17 protein-coding genes are annotated in these 19,520 nt (G+C 41.5%); 7 read left to right on the top strand and 10 right to left on the bottom strand.

Translation table 11 applies throughout. The annotated features are described in order from the left end of the window. Positions 1 to 30: 30 nt before the first annotated feature. Together JMW64_RS09665 and JMW64_RS09660 are read right to left on the bottom strand one after the other, a co-directional pair. A complete protein-coding gene (locus tag JMW64_RS09665; protein ID WP_201554464.1) occupies positions 31 to 1,965 on the bottom strand; it encodes an oleate hydratase in 1,935 nt (644 codons plus the stop codon). A 205-nt stretch (positions 1,966 to 2,170) separates the two neighbouring features. Beyond that, on the bottom strand, positions 2,171 to 2,647 hold the full coding sequence (locus tag JMW64_RS09660; RefSeq protein WP_201554462.1) for a hypothetical protein: 477 nt from the start codon (positions 2,645 to 2,647) through the stop codon (positions 2,171 to 2,173). A gap of 733 nt (positions 2,648 to 3,380) precedes the next feature. On the opposite strand from JMW64_RS09660, the gene JMW64_RS09655 reads away from it, so the two are divergent. Together JMW64_RS09655 and JMW64_RS09650 are read left to right on the top strand one after the other, a co-directional pair. Further along, entirely contained in the window at positions 3,381 to 5,738 is a 2,358-nt protein-coding gene (locus JMW64_RS09655) for an ATP-binding protein (RefSeq protein ID WP_201554460.1), read from the top strand. Between the two features lie 33 nt (positions 5,739 to 5,771). After that, on the top strand, positions 5,772 to 6,710 hold the full coding sequence (locus tag JMW64_RS09650; RefSeq protein ID WP_201554458.1) for a response regulator: 939 nt from the start codon (positions 5,772 to 5,774) through the stop codon (positions 6,708 to 6,710). A 76-nt stretch (positions 6,711 to 6,786) separates the two neighbouring features. On the opposite strand, the gene JMW64_RS09645 is transcribed toward JMW64_RS09650, so the two are convergent. From JMW64_RS09645 to JMW64_RS09630, 4 genes are all read right to left on the bottom strand, one after another. Beyond that, entirely contained in the window at positions 6,787 to 7,734 is a 948-nt protein-coding gene (locus JMW64_RS09645) for a sulfite exporter TauE/SafE family protein (RefSeq protein ID WP_201554456.1), read from the bottom strand. 88 nt (positions 7,735 to 7,822) lie between these two features. After that, positions 7,823 to 10,126, bottom strand: coding sequence for a TonB-dependent receptor (locus JMW64_RS09640; protein ID WP_201554454.1), 2,304 nt, complete (start codon positions 10,124 to 10,126; stop codon positions 7,823 to 7,825). 449 nt (positions 10,127 to 10,575) lie between these two features. Beyond that, positions 10,576 to 11,166: a hypothetical protein gene (locus JMW64_RS09635; RefSeq protein WP_201554451.1), complete on the bottom strand. Its 591-nt coding sequence runs from the start codon at positions 11,164 to 11,166 to the stop codon at positions 10,576 to 10,578. 476 nt (positions 11,167 to 11,642) lie between these two features. Continuing rightward, the gene (locus tag JMW64_RS09630) at positions 11,643 to 12,032 is read right to left on the bottom strand and encodes a hypothetical protein (protein ID WP_201554450.1); all 390 of its coding nucleotides are present in this window, start codon (positions 12,030 to 12,032) and stop codon (positions 11,643 to 11,645) included. A gap of 538 nt (positions 12,033 to 12,570) precedes the next feature. On the opposite strand from JMW64_RS09630, the gene JMW64_RS09625 reads away from it, so the two are divergent. After that, the gene (locus JMW64_RS09625; RefSeq protein WP_201554448.1) at positions 12,571 to 12,831 is read left to right on the top strand and encodes a hypothetical protein; all 261 of its coding nucleotides are present in this window, start codon (positions 12,571 to 12,573) and stop codon (positions 12,829 to 12,831) included. A 136-nt stretch (positions 12,832 to 12,967) separates the two neighbouring features. Here the strand turns inward: JMW64_RS09625 and JMW64_RS09620 are convergent, their stop codons facing one another. The 3 genes from JMW64_RS09620 to JMW64_RS09610 all read right to left on the bottom strand — a co-directional run bounded on the left by JMW64_RS09620 (position 12,968) and on the right by JMW64_RS09610 (position 16,204). Next, a complete protein-coding gene (locus JMW64_RS09620; RefSeq protein ID WP_201554446.1) occupies positions 12,968 to 13,675 on the bottom strand; it encodes a hypothetical protein in 708 nt (235 codons plus the stop codon). 297 nt (positions 13,676 to 13,972) lie between these two features. Next, the gene (gene rluF / locus JMW64_RS09615) at positions 13,973 to 14,959 is read right to left on the bottom strand and encodes a 23S rRNA pseudouridine(2604) synthase RluF (protein ID WP_201554444.1); all 987 of its coding nucleotides are present in this window, start codon (positions 14,957 to 14,959) and stop codon (positions 13,973 to 13,975) included. 339 nt (positions 14,960 to 15,298) lie between these two features. Next, a complete protein-coding gene (locus tag JMW64_RS09610; protein WP_201554440.1) occupies positions 15,299 to 16,204 on the bottom strand; it encodes a LysR family transcriptional regulator in 906 nt (301 codons plus the stop codon). 145 nt (positions 16,205 to 16,349) lie between these two features. Between JMW64_RS09610 and JMW64_RS09605 the strand changes: the two genes are divergently transcribed. Genes JMW64_RS09605 through JMW64_RS09595 form a run of 3 tightly spaced genes read left to right on the top strand, consistent with a single transcriptional unit; the run spans position 16,350 to position 18,071 of the window. Beyond that, positions 16,350 to 16,742, top strand: a complete 393-nt coding sequence (locus tag JMW64_RS09605) for a DoxX family protein (RefSeq protein ID WP_201554438.1) — start codon at positions 16,350 to 16,352, stop codon at positions 16,740 to 16,742. A 53-nt stretch (positions 16,743 to 16,795) separates the two neighbouring features. Then, positions 16,796 to 17,350 (top strand): NADPH-dependent FMN reductase, encoded by a 555-nt coding sequence (locus tag JMW64_RS09600; RefSeq protein WP_201554436.1) that lies wholly within the window; start codon positions 16,796 to 16,798, stop codon positions 17,348 to 17,350. Beyond that, positions 17,343 to 18,071 carry a YoaK family protein gene (locus JMW64_RS09595; RefSeq protein ID WP_201554434.1) on the top strand — a complete coding sequence of 243 codons (729 nt, stop codon included), beginning with the start codon at positions 17,343 to 17,345 and terminating at the stop codon, positions 18,069 to 18,071. The genes JMW64_RS09600 and JMW64_RS09595 overlap by 8 nt, the downstream gene beginning before the upstream one ends. Before the next feature lie 83 nt (positions 18,072 to 18,154). Here the strand turns inward: JMW64_RS09595 and JMW64_RS09590 are convergent, their stop codons facing one another. Beyond that, positions 18,155 to 18,481, bottom strand: a complete 327-nt coding sequence (locus JMW64_RS09590) for a GNAT family N-acetyltransferase (RefSeq protein WP_201554432.1) — start codon at positions 18,479 to 18,481, stop codon at positions 18,155 to 18,157. A gap of 212 nt (positions 18,482 to 18,693) precedes the next feature. On the opposite strand from JMW64_RS09590, the gene JMW64_RS09585 reads away from it, so the two are divergent. After that, the gene (locus JMW64_RS09585) at positions 18,694 to 19,404 is read left to right on the top strand and encodes a pirin family protein (RefSeq protein ID WP_201554430.1); all 711 of its coding nucleotides are present in this window, start codon (positions 18,694 to 18,696) and stop codon (positions 19,402 to 19,404) included. Positions 19,405 to 19,520: the final 116 nt, after the last annotated feature.

The following is a 19,520-nucleotide window of genomic DNA, read 5'->3' as shown; positions in this document are numbered from 1 at the left end:
TTATCAAAACTAACATTACTGATGCCAGAGCTACTTATGCCAAAGCCCTTTGATTGCCTCCCACTGCTGAGTAAATATTGAGTCATTGCCGTTGGTGGATTGATTGGCTTTTGGCAATATGTGCTCGTAGTAAGTACCTTTAAGAAGCTTAGTTAATAGACCTTCGCCAATGAAGCCTTTACCATCGTTGAGTGTATTCGCGGCTTTCAATAATTGACGGATATCGTATTGTAATGGGTTTATATCGGGGACTTGTTTTTGCACATTTAGTAGCTCATAAACTGCGACACGAGCAGTACGAACAGAGCTCTCCATGGTAAATACCACATCATTATGTGTCTCGACGAACTGACCGACTAGAGCCATATTGACACAACCATCAGGGACTATCTCAGGACGATCGCCTTTAGCACGGGGCATAAACATCGAGGTAATGTAGGGCATATAAGCCGTTCTGACGATGGTATTGGCCATGATATTTTCTATATCATCGAGGATGCCAAGGTGATGACAGAGTTCGCTCAAGATCTCTTTGCCTGTACATTCTGTGATGGGTTTTTTGACATAATTGCCTTCTTTATCCATAAACAAGGCATATAGCCATACGACTAGCGTGTCTTCTGGCTGATCAGGGAAATGCGGTTGACGGTTACAAGTAAAGCTCATCAACCAGTTTGAATCCGTAATCGTAATGATGCCACCGGTCACTGTTTTACCCGTATAAGGATCGTTGACAGACAGAGTTTTGAGCTTATCAATAAAGGCAGACGGCTGGCAGGTCAACGTCGCCGACATCCAAGCAGATTTATCCACATGCTGATTAAATTTTTCTGGGTGACCAAAGACGGTAGATTGCTTAGCCAGATTATTCCATACTTTCCAACCAGACGATTGCCCCATGCTGTCTTTTTTGAAGTCTAGCGTCGGCGCAGTATTATCATCACCATAGCGGGTATCTTCGGTCATGGAGCCAGTCGTTACGATGACGAAATCATTGCTGCCCATAGGAATGGTGGTTTGCTCACTCGCTTTCTCCGTGATGATGGCTTTGACCTTTTTGGTGCCTGTTACCTTGTCAGCATGCTCAAATTCAATGTCTAAATCGGTAACGAGCGTTTCATACTGAAACTGCACGCCTTTATCTTTTAAATAATTTTGTAGTGGCTTAACAAAGCTATCAAACTGATTGTATCTTGGGAATACCAGCGCAGACATGTCGTTTAGACCGTCCAATGCGTGTAAAAATCGATGCGTATAAAGCTTAAACTCAAGTAAGCTGTGCCAGTTTTCAAAAGCAAACATGGTTCGCCAAAATGTCCAGAAGTTGCTACTCAAAAAGCTGTCATCAAAATAATCTTCAATAGTAATATCGTCTAGCTCTTCCTTGGGTTTTAATAGCAAACGAATTAAAGCGAGTTGGTTGGTTTTATTCAATCCCAGTTGACTGAAGTCTTTTATCTCACCTTGCTTATGGATCAGGCGTGCAATAGAGTAATTGGGATCGGTGTCATTTGCTATGCGATACTCATCCAAGGTGCTATAAGGCGCAGGCATTTCGAGAGCGGGGATATCTTGGAATAAATCCCAAAAGTTTTCGTAAGTGAAATCCATTTCACGACCGCCGCGCACCATATAACCCGTCTCAGGATTGCCGCTACCATCTAAGGAGCCACCTGCCACGTCAAGATGCTCTAAAATGGTAATGTTTTCAGCGGGTACTTTGCCATCTCGGATGCAGTAATAAGCACTGGCCAAACCTGCAATACCGCCCCCAACGATATAAACCTTACTGTCCTGATAAGCGTCAGTGGGCGTCCCAATATTGCGCTGATAATTACCAATTTGATCAGGGAAGGGTAAGCGTTTGCCTGGTATGTTTGCTACACGAGTTTTACTGGCATCAGGCTGATGGATAAATGTGTCGTGGTCTACCGGATTATTGATTTGAGTCTTTATAATTTTCATAGATTAATCCTTATTTAGTAAGACTGATATAAAAGGTTATTTGACTAAAATGAAGGGTTTATAGACAGACTATAGGGTATTTTTATTAAACAATAATGACATCGGTTGAAAGTAATATAAGTACTTATTTGCCAAATTATGCGTTATCCATTGGCTAATGGCTGGCTATTTATGATGGTTGCTAACCACAATAAATTCTATGCAATTACGTAGGCGCTGTTTCATACACTCCAGCAACGGCGCAACCTTGATAGCTTTTATTATCATAAGTTAACGTCACCGTAAATTCATTCTGATAGCCATTATCATCGGTACAAATCTGGCTATTTATATTCATAATAATAGGCTTGCCGCTAACGGTACTCACGTATTCCACACCTTCGGCATAGGTCGAACGAGAGACAACGATGGTCGTTGGTTTCAAGAAATCTGCTTCAATGCTGAGTTGGTTGCCATCAATTACTGTGCGCCAACTTTTTTCTGTATTACCAAAAGCGGTGAACGCTGATAACGGTTCTTCGGGGCTGGACGGCTCCATGCTTAGCTGTTCGTCAGCGTTCTCTTTTGCCGTGTTGTTAATGATAGCTGCTGATTCTTTTGCCGTGGTTGGTTGATGACTACTACAAGCCATTAGTGAAAGACTACTTGCTAAGCACAAAGTACTAAAAAACAAAGGACGCATCGCTTTTCCTTTAATATTTAAAAGAGAAAGACTTTGTGAGCGCCTTTCTTTAGGGTTAGTTGAACGGTATGAGCGAGTGATATTAAGCTCTGAGTGTACAGCAGACAGGCTTTGCAATCAGTGATAAGTGACGGTGCTCCGCGACATTATATAAAATACAAACACGCCCTCTATATTAGTATTATTAATATAACATATTTATAAAATTTCACAGTACAGAACAAGATAAACTTGGTAGACTCTATAATCATAGAAATATTGATGACATAAATAGAAAAATTAGCGACTGACTTGAATATGAAGAAGCCACTTAAACAATAAGTGGCTTTTTTGTGCCTTGCAATGGCTGATAGTACAGCTATAGTCAAGGAATTTTAGAATCGCTACAAGGCGACCGACCGCAGATAGTACACTGAGTACATATAGGGCGGGTAACACCGTAGCGGTTTAAAAGTGCTCTGACTATATGCGCTCAATAAGCTGCATGATGTTATTGATGATAAAAAGAGAGCAGCGCTAAATGAGTACAAGGTTGTATTTACCAACCGCAAGCTAATTGTTGTTAATTAAAAGATACTGGTCAACAGATAAGAAAACAAAACTTTTGTCATCATATTGTCATGACGGCATCGTATCCTTGAGCCCACTATAAATGGTGGTTTCGTATCACTGGTGTCTTTATTCATTAAGTGATGCATTGATGATGGTAGACGCATCAATATAAGGTTTATCTATGAGTGTTGCTGGTCGGCTTGGTAGTATTTCCACACGCATGCTGATTATTTTAGCATTGGCTTTTTTACTAATTATCCTGATGGTGTACTGGGTCATCGAAACCCAAGCTAAGCCGCGCATACTGGAGATGACCTCAGAGATAGTAGTTGAAACGGGTAACGAAGCCATTAATAGCATTATGGCGAATATCAGCCATGTCGACGGACTGGCAAAGGCAACCAGTGCGATGGCGGGCGGCTTGCCAAAAGAAGACAGCCTTTATAGAGAAACTTTTGGTAATCTCATGCAACAGACCGATCAACGGATTGTGGGCGGTGGCGTGTGGTTTGATCCAAATATGTACGCTCAAAACCGAGAGCGCCAGTCGTTTGTGTGGGCGCGGGATGACTCAGGCAACATGCAACCGTTAGAGCAGTATAATCAAGTGCGCCAAACGCCGAGTCTCTATTATAGAGAGTGGTGGTACATTCCTGCGATGTACGCACGTCATGACCACTGTGTCTGGAGCCGTGCGTATGTTGATCCGCAAAGCAATCAGCCGATGATGACGTGTGCCAAGGCATTGTATGACAGTCGCAATCAGGCTTTTGATGGGGTAGTGAGTTTTAATCTGCTATTAGATAACCTCGATGAAGCCATGAAAAAGTGGCAAGATAAGCTGGGTGGTTATGTCTTTTTGGTAGACTTGGACAATCGATTTTTGACCTTTCCTGATCAATCTATGGTCACGCAAGCGACTGAAGATAATCCCCAAGGCGAAATGGTAACCGCGCATCAATTGGCCGAGAAACATCCTAGCTTTGCCCCTATTGCGGACAGCCTAGATAGCATTAATCAAACACTCATCGATGAGGCTGTTGCCAAAGATGAGAGTCGTTATACGCTCGCGGCACGTAGTATTTTGAGTACGACCAATCTGAATAAAATCAGCGAACAAGAATCCAAGTTGCTGTCAGCATTGCTGCTATTGAATATTGACCAAACGTTTAATCTGGTAGACAGTCACTTGATTGAGACCATCGCTGTGCCCAATGACTTTGTGTTGCAGCAGCCCGCCACCGCCTTTGTGTTTCGCATGCCATTTACCTATTGGAAGATGGTCATCGTCAAGCCCAATAATGACATGATGAGCGTGGCAAATGCATTGTCGAACCAGCTGATTCAGACCATGCTACTGGGTTTTATTCCTATCCTGTTGTTGACCGCGTGGGTGTTTCGTCGCTACTTTACGCGACCGCTAAAGCATATGGCACTAGCAGTAGCGGATATGGGCGCATTGATTGAGCAAAAAAAATATCAACAATTAAGCGCGCTTAAACTGCCACATTCAAATGTCAGCGAGATTCAAATCATCAGTGAACAGACCAATCAATTGATCGACCGCGTCGTCGAAAATGAAGGCGCACTTGCTGAAATCAATGTTCATCTAGAAAAACAAGTCGCCGCCCGTACGCAAGACTTGCAGCAAGCCATGGATGAGTTAAAAGCCTCACAAGTGCATCTGGTGCGCTCTGAAAAAATGGCTACATTAGGTCAGATGGTGGCAGGCGTGGCACATGAGGTCAACACGCCGCTAGGCTATGTGCGTAGTAACATGGAGCTGGTCGGCGATAATCTCGTGCGTTTTGATGAACTGCTACAGCATACCGATCAATTATTGCAGGCGTTAAAAGCGCCAATTATCAATCAAGAGCAAGTCAAGATACTGATAGAAGAGACTTTACAATGTTGCGAGGAAATCAAAGAAGATGAAGTCAATGAAGATTTGGCAGATTTAATCAAAGATGGACTGTATGGCGTCGATCAAATTGCTGAACTGGTCGTCAGCTTGCGCGACTTTTCTCGAATTGACGAATCTAAGGTAAAAGATATCGATATCAATGAGTGCATCAATACCTCATTGATTATGGCTCGCAATAACTTAAAAACGCTAGACGTCAAAACCAATTTAGCTGAGCTACCGCTGATTCAATGTAATCCTTCGCAAATCAACCAAGTACTATTAAACCTATTTAATAATGCCGCCCAAGCCATACCGAGTGATCATAAAGGGACATTACAAGTCAGCTCGTCTGTCGATAAGGCGCAGCAATATGTAGTGTTACGCATTTTAGACAATGGATCTGGTATCAAAGAGGATGTCTTAAACCGTATCTTTGAGCCGTTTTTTACCACCAAAAAAGCAGGCGATGGCACAGGTTTAGGATTGGCCATTACGGCACAAATCATCGAACAACATAGTGGACGCATTGAGGTTAGCTCAGTCGTTGGCACGGGCACGACGTTTACCCTCATGCTACCGATACAGTCTATCGTTCATGAAAAGAAACCTTCACAAGCCTTATTTGAAAGTTGAGAGACTTCCAACCATTTATTTAAAGAGAGCGTCATGCAAAAACCAAAAATCGCTTTTATCGATGATGAGCCGCGTATCTTGCGCAGCTTAAAAATGCATTTTCGCCAGTCACATGACGTATTTATTACTACCGATGCCACTGAGCTAATGGAATATGTTAGCCAGAATGAAGTACAAGTGGTCATCAGCGACCAACGCATGCCAGATAAGCAAGGTACGGAAGTATTGAGTGACATCAAAGCAGCTTCACCAAATACTATTCGTATCTTGTTAACTGGTTATGCGGATCTAAATGCTGTGATGGATTCTGTGAATGAGGGCGAAATTTATCGCTATATCACTAAGCCATGGCAAAATGACGAACTCAAAAAAATCGTTAATAAAGCCACAGAAATTGCTCAGCAAACGCAAGAAATCACGCAAAATAATATGGAAAATGATGCAACTCAAAACTGTGTTAATAGTGGCACGGTTAGCAATCGCAATATATTGGTATTAGACGATGATGAGAGTGTCTATCAACAAATAAAAATTCATTTTAAGAGCGCTTATACCGTGAGCTGGGCGAGTAACCTTGAAGAGGCCGCAAAGTTATTACAAAAAAAACGCTTTGGTGTCACGATTACAGATTCGACGCTCAATAAAGAAAGTATTACGCCCATCGTTTATGCCTTAAAAAATATCCAGCCAGATCTGATGGTGCTGATGTTGACTGAATTCAAAGATGCCCATATGGTCATTGATTTAATTAATAAGGGTCAGGTATATCGCTGTCTACCACGTCCGACTAACTTCTCTATCATGAGTATCAGTCTTGATCGGGCTTTCGATCATCACGAAAGATTGGTGCAGCAGCCGATACTGGCAGCTCGTCATCATGTTGAAGAAGTGCCGGAGTCAGAGGCTTTTAACTTTTCTGAAAGGCTAAAAGGTTTCTTTGCTAAATTCAGAGGTTGGCGCATTAGTAGATAAAAAAATAGGGCACGCTAAAAATGCCCTATCTATGATTTAAACGTATCATTGCCTCCTATGTACATGAGAGACGTTTTTATTGCTCGTGATTCATTTGCTCGTGATTCATTTGCTCGTGATTCATTTGCTCGTGATTCATTTGCTCGTGATTCATTTGCTCGTGATTCATTTGCTCGTGATTCATTTGCTCGTGATTCATTTGCTCGTGATTCATTTGCTCGTGATTCATTTGCTCGTGATTCATTTGCTCGTGATTCATTTGCTCATGGTTCATTTGCTCATGGTTCATTTGCTCATGGTTCATTTGCTCATGGTTCATTTGCTCATGGTTCATTTGCCCGTGTCCACCATGCATATTGGCCATGACCATCGGCACCGCTATGACGGCTAAGCCAGATAGCATCATGATTGCGCCATTCACTTGCCTTAGGCGTAAACGCCCGATTTGATTGCGCATCCAGTTGACCGTTTCGTGCGTGGCGACGAGCATGGGTACGGTTCCTAGACCAAAGACAAACATTAACACGGCACCTGTGAGTGGGTCATGACCGACGACCGCAATAAGTAATGCGCCATAAACGAGACCACAGGGTAAAAATCCCCATAATAAACCTGCTGTTAATGCTCGAGGAAAGGTGTTTAAGGGGAAGACTTTCTGCCGCAGAGGTGATAAAGCTTGCCAAAAATGCATACCAAGACGTTCAAGCTTGTTTAAAAAAGGCAACCCTAGCATGGTTAATCCTACAAATACCAAAACCAACCCTAGTAGAATGCGAGGTGTGCTATTGCCAACCATCAGAGGGGTTAATACGGTGGTGCCAATCACTCCAGCAATTAAGCCCAATAGGGCATAACTGAGTAAGCGCCCCAAATGGTAAGTCGCAATGAGACCGCGTTTTTTTGCTGGACTGGTTTCTTTCATCGATAGCCCAAATGCGGTGACGATACCGCCACACATACCTAAGCAATGCGGCGAACCAAAAAATCCCATTAAGAATGCTGAAATTAATAGTGCCATAGTCATGAAGGTGCTTCCTAAGATATAAAATAAATAAAATCCGTTGAAGGTTTAATCGTTATGTTAGTCAGTTAATGACCTATCTTAATGACACCTAAAACTTATAGTTGACACCCATATACAATGATCGGCCCGCGCCAGGGACGGCAGTACCCCAGTTAGAACCGCTACCTATTTCGCCATTCATCGACATGGTTTTGCCTTGACCCATGTATGCGCCCCCTAGAGGTAGGGCATAGTTTTTATCGAATACGTTATCGATACCAGCCTCAATCGCTACCTCTTTAAACTGATAGCCTGTACTGAGATTTAAGAGACCATAACCCGCCGTTTTAATTTCGTTACGAGGGGTTGAGATATCATTTTTAGCCGCGACGCCCACCACTTCGATTTGGTTTGTCCAACCATTATTTTCCCGATTCAGGGCAACACTGCCATTGAATGGCATGATGTTATATAAGTCTGAGCCGCTGTCTTTATTTTCCCCTTTGGTATAGCTTAAGGAGCCTACTATATCCCAGTACCCCCAAGCATTTGCTGCCAGCTCCCGATTGGCTGAGATATCCATGCCATATATCTCAGCATCTTGATTGGTATAGCGCAGCACATTATATTGATTCGTTGTTTGAGTGCTAGCTGCTGTGTTTGCCATGGGGTTCCACTGTACGGCATCGACATAGTCATCAATTTTTGAATAGTAAGGAGTGGCTTTAACGCCCCAGCTATCATCAGCACCGCGCCAGTCTAGGGTGGCAGATAAGGTGTTGGATTTTTCTGAGCGTAGATTAGGATTACCAAAATAGCCATTGCCGTCACCAACGGTATTATTCATGATGGCCGCCATTTTCCAAGTGGACCAGGTATAGCGCTCATATAAGCTTGGCGTGCGCTCTTTGTGCGACAGACCTAAGGCTAGATTTTTTTGTGAATCAATGTCGTAGCGTGCGAGTGCAGTAATATCAAAGTTATTATCGGTGGTTCGGCGGTCACTGGCATTAAAGTTAGCGCTATCTCGCAGCTGATTGGTCATATTGTTTTGACCATCGATTTGATAGCCATGTACTTCATCAGCACTGGTACGTACGTTTTCATAGCGAGCGCCAAGCTGGGTGCTCCAGTCAGATGAGATGTCTTTTTCCCATTCGCCATAGATACCGATGCGCTGACGCTGACCATTGTTGATATTTTGAAAGTCGTTTGGCGACATCATACCGTCGCCAGATGCCGCCCACGTATCATCGAGCGTGTAGTCTTGATATTCAGCACCTATATTGAGCGTGCCTTGGTTGCTTAAATCGATAATACCTTTAAGATTGGCACCGATGGTCTCGCTACTGGTGTACATCGGCATACCTTTGGCATTACCGTACACGAACTGTTTGTCTTCCCCAAAGTTCATATAGTGATCGACATCTTCATGATACGCCTGTGCTTCTAGCTGCCCCCAATTTAACTCGCTTTTGTAGCGCAAATTAATGCGGTCAAGCTGATTGTCGAGCATGTCCATCCGCTGATTTGGATATAACTCTTTTGGGACGTTTTGCCACAAATAAGTGCCTTGTAGCAGATGATTGCCGTTCTTATAAGCCACATCTACTGACTGGTTTTTGCTTTCATAGGCGGTTGAACCAACTTCGTCTTTAGCTAAGGTTTTACCAGCGTTCCCTGTCTCTGTATAAGATTTAAAATCACCACCAGCTTTATAATTATCCGCCTGCGCAAAGCTGCCTTTATAGGTGAGGCTAAGCTGATCGTTTGCCGCTGTGGTAGATAAATTGGCACCATAAGCGTCACCATTACTACGATAAAATGTGCCAATTTCACCTGAGGTTAATATGTCGCTATCCGTTGAAAACATAGGCTCTGCTGTTTCGACAACGATAGTACCGCCAATGCTATTACCACCGACACTCACAGGCGTCACACCTGCATAGACGGTGGTCTTGTCTATAGCGCTTGGCGCAATATAAGACAAGGGTGAGTTCATACTGTTTGGACAGGAGGCGATTGAGTCAACGCCATCCACTAAGATACGCAGACGGTTGTCCGCCAAGCCTCTCATCACGGGCAAGTTCGAGATACCACCGGCACTTTGGACATTTAGACCAGGTATTTTTGTCAGTATGGTGGCCGTATCACTGCTTGCCACTTGTTTACTGTTAAGAAGTTTTTGATCAAGGGTGGCGGCTGTCCCGAGTGCATTGGTACTAGAGCGCTTATCCGCTGCTGTCGCATAAACGACGATTTCTGGCAATTGAATATGTGGCTCATCATCAGTAGTAGGCATGTGCGCCTTTACGGTTGTGGAATCCGCATAAGCGCTACTGATATGCAATAAAGACAAAGCTAAAACACTTAGTTTTAAAATAGGTACAGCGTTCATTGATGAAGATAACATCTTACTTTCCTAGAAATTCGCAAAAATATTTCATGAAATCGGTTATTCAGTTTTTACCAAGAGGTAAGCCAAGCCACTTATGGACTTAGACTAGGCACTTACTGAATATTTTCCGATATAAATAGATAGCATTTTGAGCACAATATTATGAGCACAGTTTTGAGCGCAATGTTTTAGGCAAACGCATACAAGTGCCTCAATCAGAGCTCAAATGAGCGCGTTGATTGAGAGCATTGTCACTAATGCTCTAGGGCGTGTCCTCAATTCAATTGATTACTTTCGAAATGGACTAAAAATGGCTAAATTTTGCCAAGCATCATCAAATAGCTTATTAATATCTCGATATTATTTGCGCTACTTTTCTTGTTTGACGGCAATTTATCTCATGTTTATCACCATTTTTAAAATGAGGACACGCCCTAAAAATATTGGACTATAAATGTAGATAGTTATGTGAGTGTGACTGGAGGAGCGCGTGCGAGGGGTCGTAAAAAATTACTAGGAGAGTAGGTATGTGAGCGATACAAAAACGTGACTGAGACAATAGACAGCTCAATCAAAGCCGAGTCAGTATGTGTAAAAGCGACTGGCAATAGTGCCGCAGACATGGCAGTGCAAAGGTCACAGCCAGTGTATTTTACGGTATCAGGGTTAGATTCAGAGCTTTCAACCTTATCTTTGCTATACAAAGCTTCGTGCGAAGGTGCGGCGTCAACCGTTATAACTGGCTCAACGGTCGCAGGCGATGCTAAAGATAAGGATGCATTATGATGAAGTAAATGACGGGCGGCACTATCAATGGGTATGTTGTGATTCGTTTGCGCAATATCAGTCTGTATTTGCTCATACTGCTTAGCTGCCGATACAATCGGTGCAAGCTCTGCACAGATACCATGACCTAAGTGGGCATTATCATCCCATAGAGGTGTGAGCAACAGCGTGATGTGCATGATCCAAGCAAAACATGCGACCAACATGCCGAACCACATCGTTACCGGTGATGAATATCGTAAAACAAGCTTACGGCGCTTAGTAGACATGATAGGGTCATCGTATTACCAGCATGCTGATGATGCATAGGTAACATTTATAAGTAAGGAGGTGTGCTAACTTGAAACGTCAGTTTAAAGCATTTTAGAAAGAATACTTAACAAAATAGACATTATCATTAACAATGCCATTCTAAGACAAGGGGTATGCTCTTTACAAGTCTTGTATAGAGATATATCGGGCATTCTAGAGAAATCGGTCACAGCGTCGTCATGTTTGCTCAGCCTGCTATTTGCCGTACTTTAATTTGTCGTACTATCCTTTGCTGTACCTATTCATCTTGTAATGAGAAGACTATATGACTGAAGTAGCTATACGATAACCAAGCAAATGGGAAAGAGCTAATAAAACCCAGCGGAAAAGATAGGCTAATGTAATGCGGAGTGCGATTTTTTATTTTACGCGACCAATATTGATGGTGCTAGCGACTTAAAAATAGTGAGATTTTTCGGTAAAAGAGAACACTTTAACAACTATTGCTCTCTATATTGTTTTTCTCGATAATATCGATTTTTCTCTCTAATTCTATAATCTGTAACTTACAGCTCTTATAGTGATCTTCTTGATTGCCCTCTATGTCCTTAAGGGTTTTTTGATAGATACGGTTATACAGTGCTGTCAGAGCTTTTTTAATTGCTTTGATTTCTTTCGAGGATAAATCCATGTGCTTATCAAAATCAGGTGCTTTTATTTTTGCACACAGCTCAAAAAGTGTGAGATTAAAATCTTGATAGTATTGTTGCACTGAGTTTTCTGTTGATTGATCGCTATATTGGATGTTTTTTTTCATCAGAATGAGCAAAGCACTATCAATCAAGTTTTTTTCATAATCTGTCAAACATAAGTAATGGTTCATTACATCGATTCTCAGTTATTTCAAAATTGCTATTCAGAAGGCCATCAGTTGGCTACTTTAAAAAAGCATAACCCCAACGACCCTTGCAAAATACTTATCTCGCCTGCTTAGTTTGGTCTTCACTCCTTAAAATTCTTTATTGTGATGCGGCATATCGTCAATGGCTTTGAATAATCAACGCATTTTATAGGGTGAAAATGAAAGTATCGTGACAACGTCTACGCTTTATAAAAAATATGCCAAAGCGAGTCATCATAATCTATATATAAGATATTTTTTTATTCGCTATTACTTGCCCGTCTAGAAAAGCGCCAATATGACGCCTATAGCGTACCACTTAAGAAACCTTGCCTCATTAAGGTTACCTTTCTTCAATCTTCATAAATCTACTTAACGTTTGAATCATTTATCATTCTCGTTGTCGATAGAGCAGATTTTTATCACGATGCTTTTTATCACGTGAATGCTTTACTCGATATTGAGTAAGGCAGTTTCAACCACAACTCATAACTAATATGACTTTATACGAGAAAAAATAATGAAAAAAATAATGATAAGTTCAATGCTAGCCATTACTGCTTGCTTCACAATGGTTAGCCAAGCAAGTGCTGCGCCGCAAATTGCTAAGCATCATGTTGCTCAAGTGAAGCATCAAAAGGTCAATGCAAAGTTTGATAATAAACATCAGCATGTTAAGAAAAAGGTAGTAGTGTCAAAGCATCAATCAAAAAAACCAGCGGCTCATCTCAAAGCAAAAAGCAAATATCAAGCTAAGCATACTCATGGACATCGTTCTTAATCGTTCAGCTGACTGATATAAAAATAGCGCCCATACTAGGCGCTATTTTTTTGTTTCGTTGTTATGTAATAAATGCTATGTGACGAAAGCTATGTAACAAAGCTATATGATAAAGGGCATGTCACCATGATAATCACTACTGACTGTTTAAAGTCACCGTCTTAGTACTACCATTACTACTAGGCTGACTCAGTGTCACTTTGCTTGCTAAGATATCGCCTTTGGCATTGATCTTGTAGCATTCTGATGAAGTACCTGCAGGGTCAAAGCTGAGTAATAGATTGCCTGAGGTTTCTATGCAGAACCATGCGGTATTATTCGTATCACGCGATAAAGACCAGTCTTGGTTATAAGTCCCTATCTTGTTACGCATGCTGCTATCGGCATAGACATTTTCCGTCAGCAGCTTACTAGAAGCACCCACCGTCGCCATTTTAGGAATGGTGGTCGTCTGGTTAGATAGTGAGTATTTACCTGTACCGTCTGTAAAACCATGGAATATCAGTGGATTCAGGGTGAAGTAATTGATAGCGACTGATTGATTGGTGATTTGATTATTCATCTTATTGATGGTATTTATTTCGGTACCTTGTACAGACTTATTATTAAATACCATACTGCCTTTAGGCGTCACTTGAATCTCTGCTGACACGCTTTGACTGCCGACAACCGCAACTAATTTATCACTGCGTTGTTTGGTATAGATGTTGAGCATGGCAGTCTCAACAGGGTATTGAGTGACGATACCATTGACATTATTGTTTTGACCCGTGTTCCCTGTCATTCCACCAGCACAAGCGCTTAAACCCAGTCCTGCTGCAATACATAAACTTAGTGTCTTCATTATTCTGTCCTCAACTTTTAAATGTATGATTTGATATCTACTATAATCGAATTTTTAAACAATGACATCTGCTAACTGTCTTAGACTTTGCTATTTTTAGTCCGCCCATACCAACGGTACTTCGTGAAGACACATCCTAGTTATGAGTTGGCTTTATAATAAAAAATATTTGGTTGAGAAAATCTGCAGACCACAAAAAAGCCAGACAATTTAAGTTGTCTGGCTTTTTGTGCAGTATTTCTTATCAGCTGTCTTAATTAGTTAACCATTAACCATCAATCTATAGTCGCGATACTGCTACCGCTTAGAACTTCGACCTTTTGCAGGGCGCTTACCATTTGTAGCAGGTTTGCCATTGCCCACAGCCTTCTTGCCATTACCAAAAGGACGTCTATCTTTACCTTTAGAACCCGCTGGTTTTCTAGCATCATCCTTGGCGTGTTTTTTATTGCCCTTTGCTGCCCCCGCTGATTTCGAAGACGTTTTTGTCTTTGATGAATCATCAGTACGAGCATTTTTTCGTGGCGCATTACGAGATTTCTTGCCCGGATTACTGGCATCTGAAGAAGAACCTTCTATGGACTTAAGTAAAACAGACAACTCTTTTTCGGTTAAATCTCGCCAATCTCCAACGGGAGTACCTTTAAGACTGACATTCATAATCCGCGTACGCTCAAGCTTCACCACTTCATAGCCAAAATGCTCACACATACGACGAATTTGACGGTTTAAACCCTGCACTAGCGTGATGTTAAACACCGTGGGTGCCACCTTAGTAACTGGGCATTTCTTGGTCATCTTCCCAAGCATTGGCACGCCACCAGCTAAACCTTCAATAAAACTATCTGTTATCGGCTTGTTCACTGTCACCAAATATTCTTTCTCGTGGTTATTACCAGCACGAAGTACCTTATTAACCAGATCACCATTACTGGTCAAAAAGATTAAACCTTGAGAGTCTTTATCCAAACGTCCAATCGGAAAAATACGTGTACTATGTCGAACGAAATCAACGATATTATCTTTTTCTGAAGCTTCTGTAGTGCTCACAATACCCACGGGTTTATTCAAGACAATAAACACAAAATCATCCGCCTCTCGCGGCTCAATGAGTTGCCCGTTGACTTTTACCGTATCTCCAGCAACCACTTGATCGCCTACTTGAGCACGCTTACCATTGATGTATACATTACCTTGTTCAACAAAGCGGTCAGCGTCTCGCCTGGAGCAAATACCGCTTTCGCTGATGTATTTATTTAAACGAGTTGAGGAAGCGTTAAACATAAAGCACCGTTTTACCTGATAAGAAGCATTTTTTTACTAAGAAAAAAGCCTAAATTAAAGGGGTTATCAATAAAGAGATGGCTCACATTATATAGGAAATTCAATATCCATTTCGGGAGAGAAGGGCAAAATCTTAGAAATATATTCAGTATCGTATTTGTACCTATTAAGATCAATATTATCCTATGTTTAAGTCTACGGATTTGATGGTAGAGGTCAATAACTCAAGCGTTGTTGATGCCCGATATGGTTCATTGGGATCGCGGGTACTTATATTATTGATAGCAGGTATAGTGATCATTTAAGCTTGTCCGTTAAATGTTGAGCCGTAAGTGCTTATCAAAACTTATCCCAGTACGGATTATCACCAAAACGCTTGGCAATAAAATCAATAAGATAACGGCAACGCTGCGACAAAAATCGATTTTTCGGGTAGACCGCATAAGCGTTTAAAGTGGGCAATTGATACTGCTGCATAATGGGCACCAGCTCACCACTGACTAAGGTTTTATAAGTGATAAAATTGGGTAAAAAAGCAATACCGTGCCCTTTTACCGCCATCTCCCGCAAAAAGTCCCCGTTATTGACTTTTATTTTTGAATTAATAGCGACTTGATGCTTCTTACCTTGCTCGTCTATCAGCTCAAGCATGCTAGATTTACTCAGACCGTATTGTAAAAACTCATGTTTGGCCAAATCTTCTATGGTTTCTGGCGTGCCCGCTCTAGTCAGATATTCAGGACTGGCACATAAGGTGTAACGAATCAGCGCCAGACGTTTGGCTTGATAACTGGAATCTTGCAACTCTCTAATCCGAATCGCTAATTCAAACCCTTCCTCAATCAAATCAGTATGCCGATCAGAAAAATCCAGCTCAAACTTTAAATCAGGATGCTTATTGGCGTATTCATCAATAACATCGTTTAAATGCATCAAACCGAAGGATAATGGTGCAGTCATCTTTAATGTCCCTTCGATACGCGTCGGAGTACCACTCGTCTCTTCATTCAGCGCATCTACTTCACTGAGTATATGGTGCACCTTTTGATAATACTGCTCACCGGCTTGGGTTAAGTTTGATTGACGCGTGGTTCGGCTAATCAGTTGACTGCCCAAGCGCGTCTCTAAATCCTTTAAACGCCGGCTTACCGCAGATTTTGCGATGTTCAGTTGTTCTGCGGCTTTGTTAATACTGCCTGCTTCGACAACACGCACAAACATTGCCATATCTTCTAACTGTCCCATGTAAACCACTCCTTAATTGTTCTACAAATAAGAACTTACATTTGCAATTATCACGGTTTATCTATGCATAAGCAACGAATACAATAAGACCATCGCATAATCAAATAAAATTTAAAAAAAACCAAACTATTATTGGAGAATACTTATGGACAAATTACAAGAGCTTAGCGCGCCAATTGGACGCCTGTTTTTATCAATGATTTTTATCTTTTCAGGCTTTACTAAAATTACCGGCTACGCGGCCACTCAAGGTTATATGGAATCAATGGGTGTGCCTGGAATGTTATTGCCGCTGGTTATCGCGGTTGAACTTTTCGGCGGCCTCGCTATTCTCTTTGGTTTTAAAGCGCGTTTCGTTGCTATTTTACTCGTTGGATTCAATATTATATCAGCGCTGATTTTCCATCAGTTCTGGATAGATGAATCACAGATGAACCCTTTCATGAAAAACATTGCGATGGCGGGTGGTTTCTTGATGATATTTGCTCATGGAGCAGGTGCTTATTCAATCGATAACAATAATCATCGCAGAATATAGTAAAGTAAATGGCTTAGAAAATATCGTCTTATCATCATAATCAAGGAGCCGCTATGAGCGCATCCCTAAACATCGTTTTAATTATTGGAAGCTTGCGAAAAGAATCTATCAATCGTAAATTTGCAGAGCTTATGGTATCGCAAATGCCTGAGAACGTAGTGATAGAAGAAGTACACATTGCGGATTTGCCTGTTTATAATCAAGATTATGATGACACGACCATTGACAGCTATGAGCGTGTCCGTAAACAGCTTAAAGCAGCCGATGCGGTATTGATTGTCACGCCAGAGCATAATCGAACCATGCCTGCTGCCCTAAAAAACGTCATCGATATCGGCTCGCGCCCTTATAAAGAAAGCGTGTGGACCCATAAAAAAGTTGCGGTAGTGACGGCCTCGCCAGGCAGTTTCGGCGGTATCAATAGTGGCCTTGATGTCAGAAAAAGCATGCAAATGCTCTCGGCACAAATGATGATTGATCCTGAAATTCATTTAAGTCGTGCAACTGACAGCTTAAATGATGATGGCAGTGTTAGCCCGCGCACACAGAAATTCTTACAGCGCTTTGTGACTGATTTTGTGGATTTTGCAGGGAATACCAGTGCCTAAAGCTGTCGCTGATAACAACACTCTAGATCGTAAGACATCAAGCTTCTGGCAACGCTATCAAGCGCCTATACTATTAACGATAGTTGGTGGGGCGATTGATACCATTGGCTTTATCACTTTATTTGGCTTTTTTACCGCTCATGTCACGGGTAACTTAGTACTGGCTGGTAGCGGTTTGGTTAAAGGTGAAGATGGCTTATGGATCAAGCTGGCATCGGTGCCACTTTTTATAGTAACGGTGGTTATTACCAAAATATACATTGATAAAAGCCGGAAGCAAACGTTAGTACTCAGTCATTTATTTTTGGCAGAAGCACTATTTTTGACCGCCTTTATGATAGCAGGATTGTCCTTTCAACCTTTCACTGAGGCTGGAGATATTACCGTCGCCATCACTGGTGGTCTAGGTTTAACAGCGCTAGCTATTCGTAATACGGCTAGTAAAACAGTCATCAAGCACATGAGTCCAACGGTATTAATGACAGGCAATACGACCCAACTGGGTATTGGTATGTCAGATTATATTGCCAACCGTAGCGCTGATAATGCCAAAAAATTAGGGCATAGCGCGGCATTGGTTATCAGCTTTGTGATTGGCGCGCTACTCGGCGCGGTACTGTACGTGAATCTCAGTTATTGGGCAGTCGGTTTATTTGTCATTCCTGTGCTGTACCTATCACTACTAGCGCGTAATCCAGAGTTCTTACAGCATATTAGCTAATAAAAGCTCTACCGTTATTGAGTAATGTCATTAATCGTAAAAAGCCATGATGATTTATCATGGCTTTTTTTATGCATATTGTCTTAGGCTTTCGCACCATGAAACACCGAATTGGCTTGGTATTCTGGATGCTTATCAATGTAAGACTTCACATAAGGACAAGTTGGCTTTACGCGCAGTTTTCTAGCGGCTGCACAATCTAAGATAACCTTAACTAAGTAGCCTGCAATACCACGACCACTAAGCGAATCAGGCACAAATGTGTGCTTATATTCAATACCTTCTTCACCTGTGGATGTGGTAAAAAACTCATAGTCTTCAAAGGCAATTTGATCATCAATATGAATCTCAAAGCGATTTTGGCTTTTGTTATCGATCACATCGTAATGCGTAGTATGTAGGTTTGACATTATTATTCTCTCTTTATAGTTAGAAGTGGATACGCCAAATTATCATAGCATCTGACATTTATCATAGCGAAAGTATTATCGTATAAATTCTTTATTCTATTGTTCTAATAACAAGAATAGTCAATTGTAATAATCACTATTTATCTATATATGGTCAACAATTATAATAGAACCATAGCTTAAACAAGCCAATTAAAAATAAAGGATAACTTATGAAAACGATCTATCATGCAGCAGATTCTCGCGGTAATGCCGATCACGGCTGGCTTAAAAGCCGTCACACTTTTAGCTTTTCCAATTATTATAATCCTGAGCGTATGGGCTTTGGCGCGCTGCGGGTCATTAACGATGATCTTGTGATTGGCGGTCAAGGCTTTGGTCAGCACTCACACCGCGATATGGAAATTATCAGTATTCCTCTAAGTGGGAAGTTAGCTCATGGCGATAATATCGGTAACGAAGGTATCATCGAAACGGGTGAGATTCAGGTGATGTCAGCGGGCACAGGTATTACTCATAGCGAGATGAATGGCGATGCCAATGAGCCTGTCAAGTTTTTACAAATTTGGGTGATCCCCAATAAAATAGGTGTGACACCGCGTTATCAGCAAATGCGTATGGACGAGCAAATGAAAGTTAATGAGTTCAACCAAGTGCTATCGCCAAACGCGGACGACGTTGGGGTTTGGATTCATCAGGACGCTTGGTTTCATATGGGTCATTTTGACAAAGGCGTTACCCAGACTTATGACTTAAAAGACGTCAATAACGGTGTTTATGTCTTGGTACTAGAGGGTAAAGTGACTATCAACGGCAATGTGCTTGATACTCGTGACGGTCTTGGCATTTCAGATACAAAAAGCTTCACGATGGATGCGAGCGAGGACGCTAGAGTCCTGTTAATGGAAGTGCCTATTTATTAAATACCTATTTATTAAATAACAATGTATCAAACACTTATATATTAAATAGCAGTATTAATCCATACAAAAACGTAGTAGTAATTTATAAGTGAGCATTCAATAATCTATAACTATCT

Source organism: Psychrobacter immobilis (assembly GCF_904846065.1).
Taxonomy (GTDB): Bacteria; Pseudomonadota; Gammaproteobacteria; order Pseudomonadales; family Moraxellaceae; genus Psychrobacter; species Psychrobacter immobilis_H.
The sequence above is the reverse complement of the archived record's forward strand: the minus strand, read 5'-3'. Positions and strand labels throughout refer to the sequence as shown.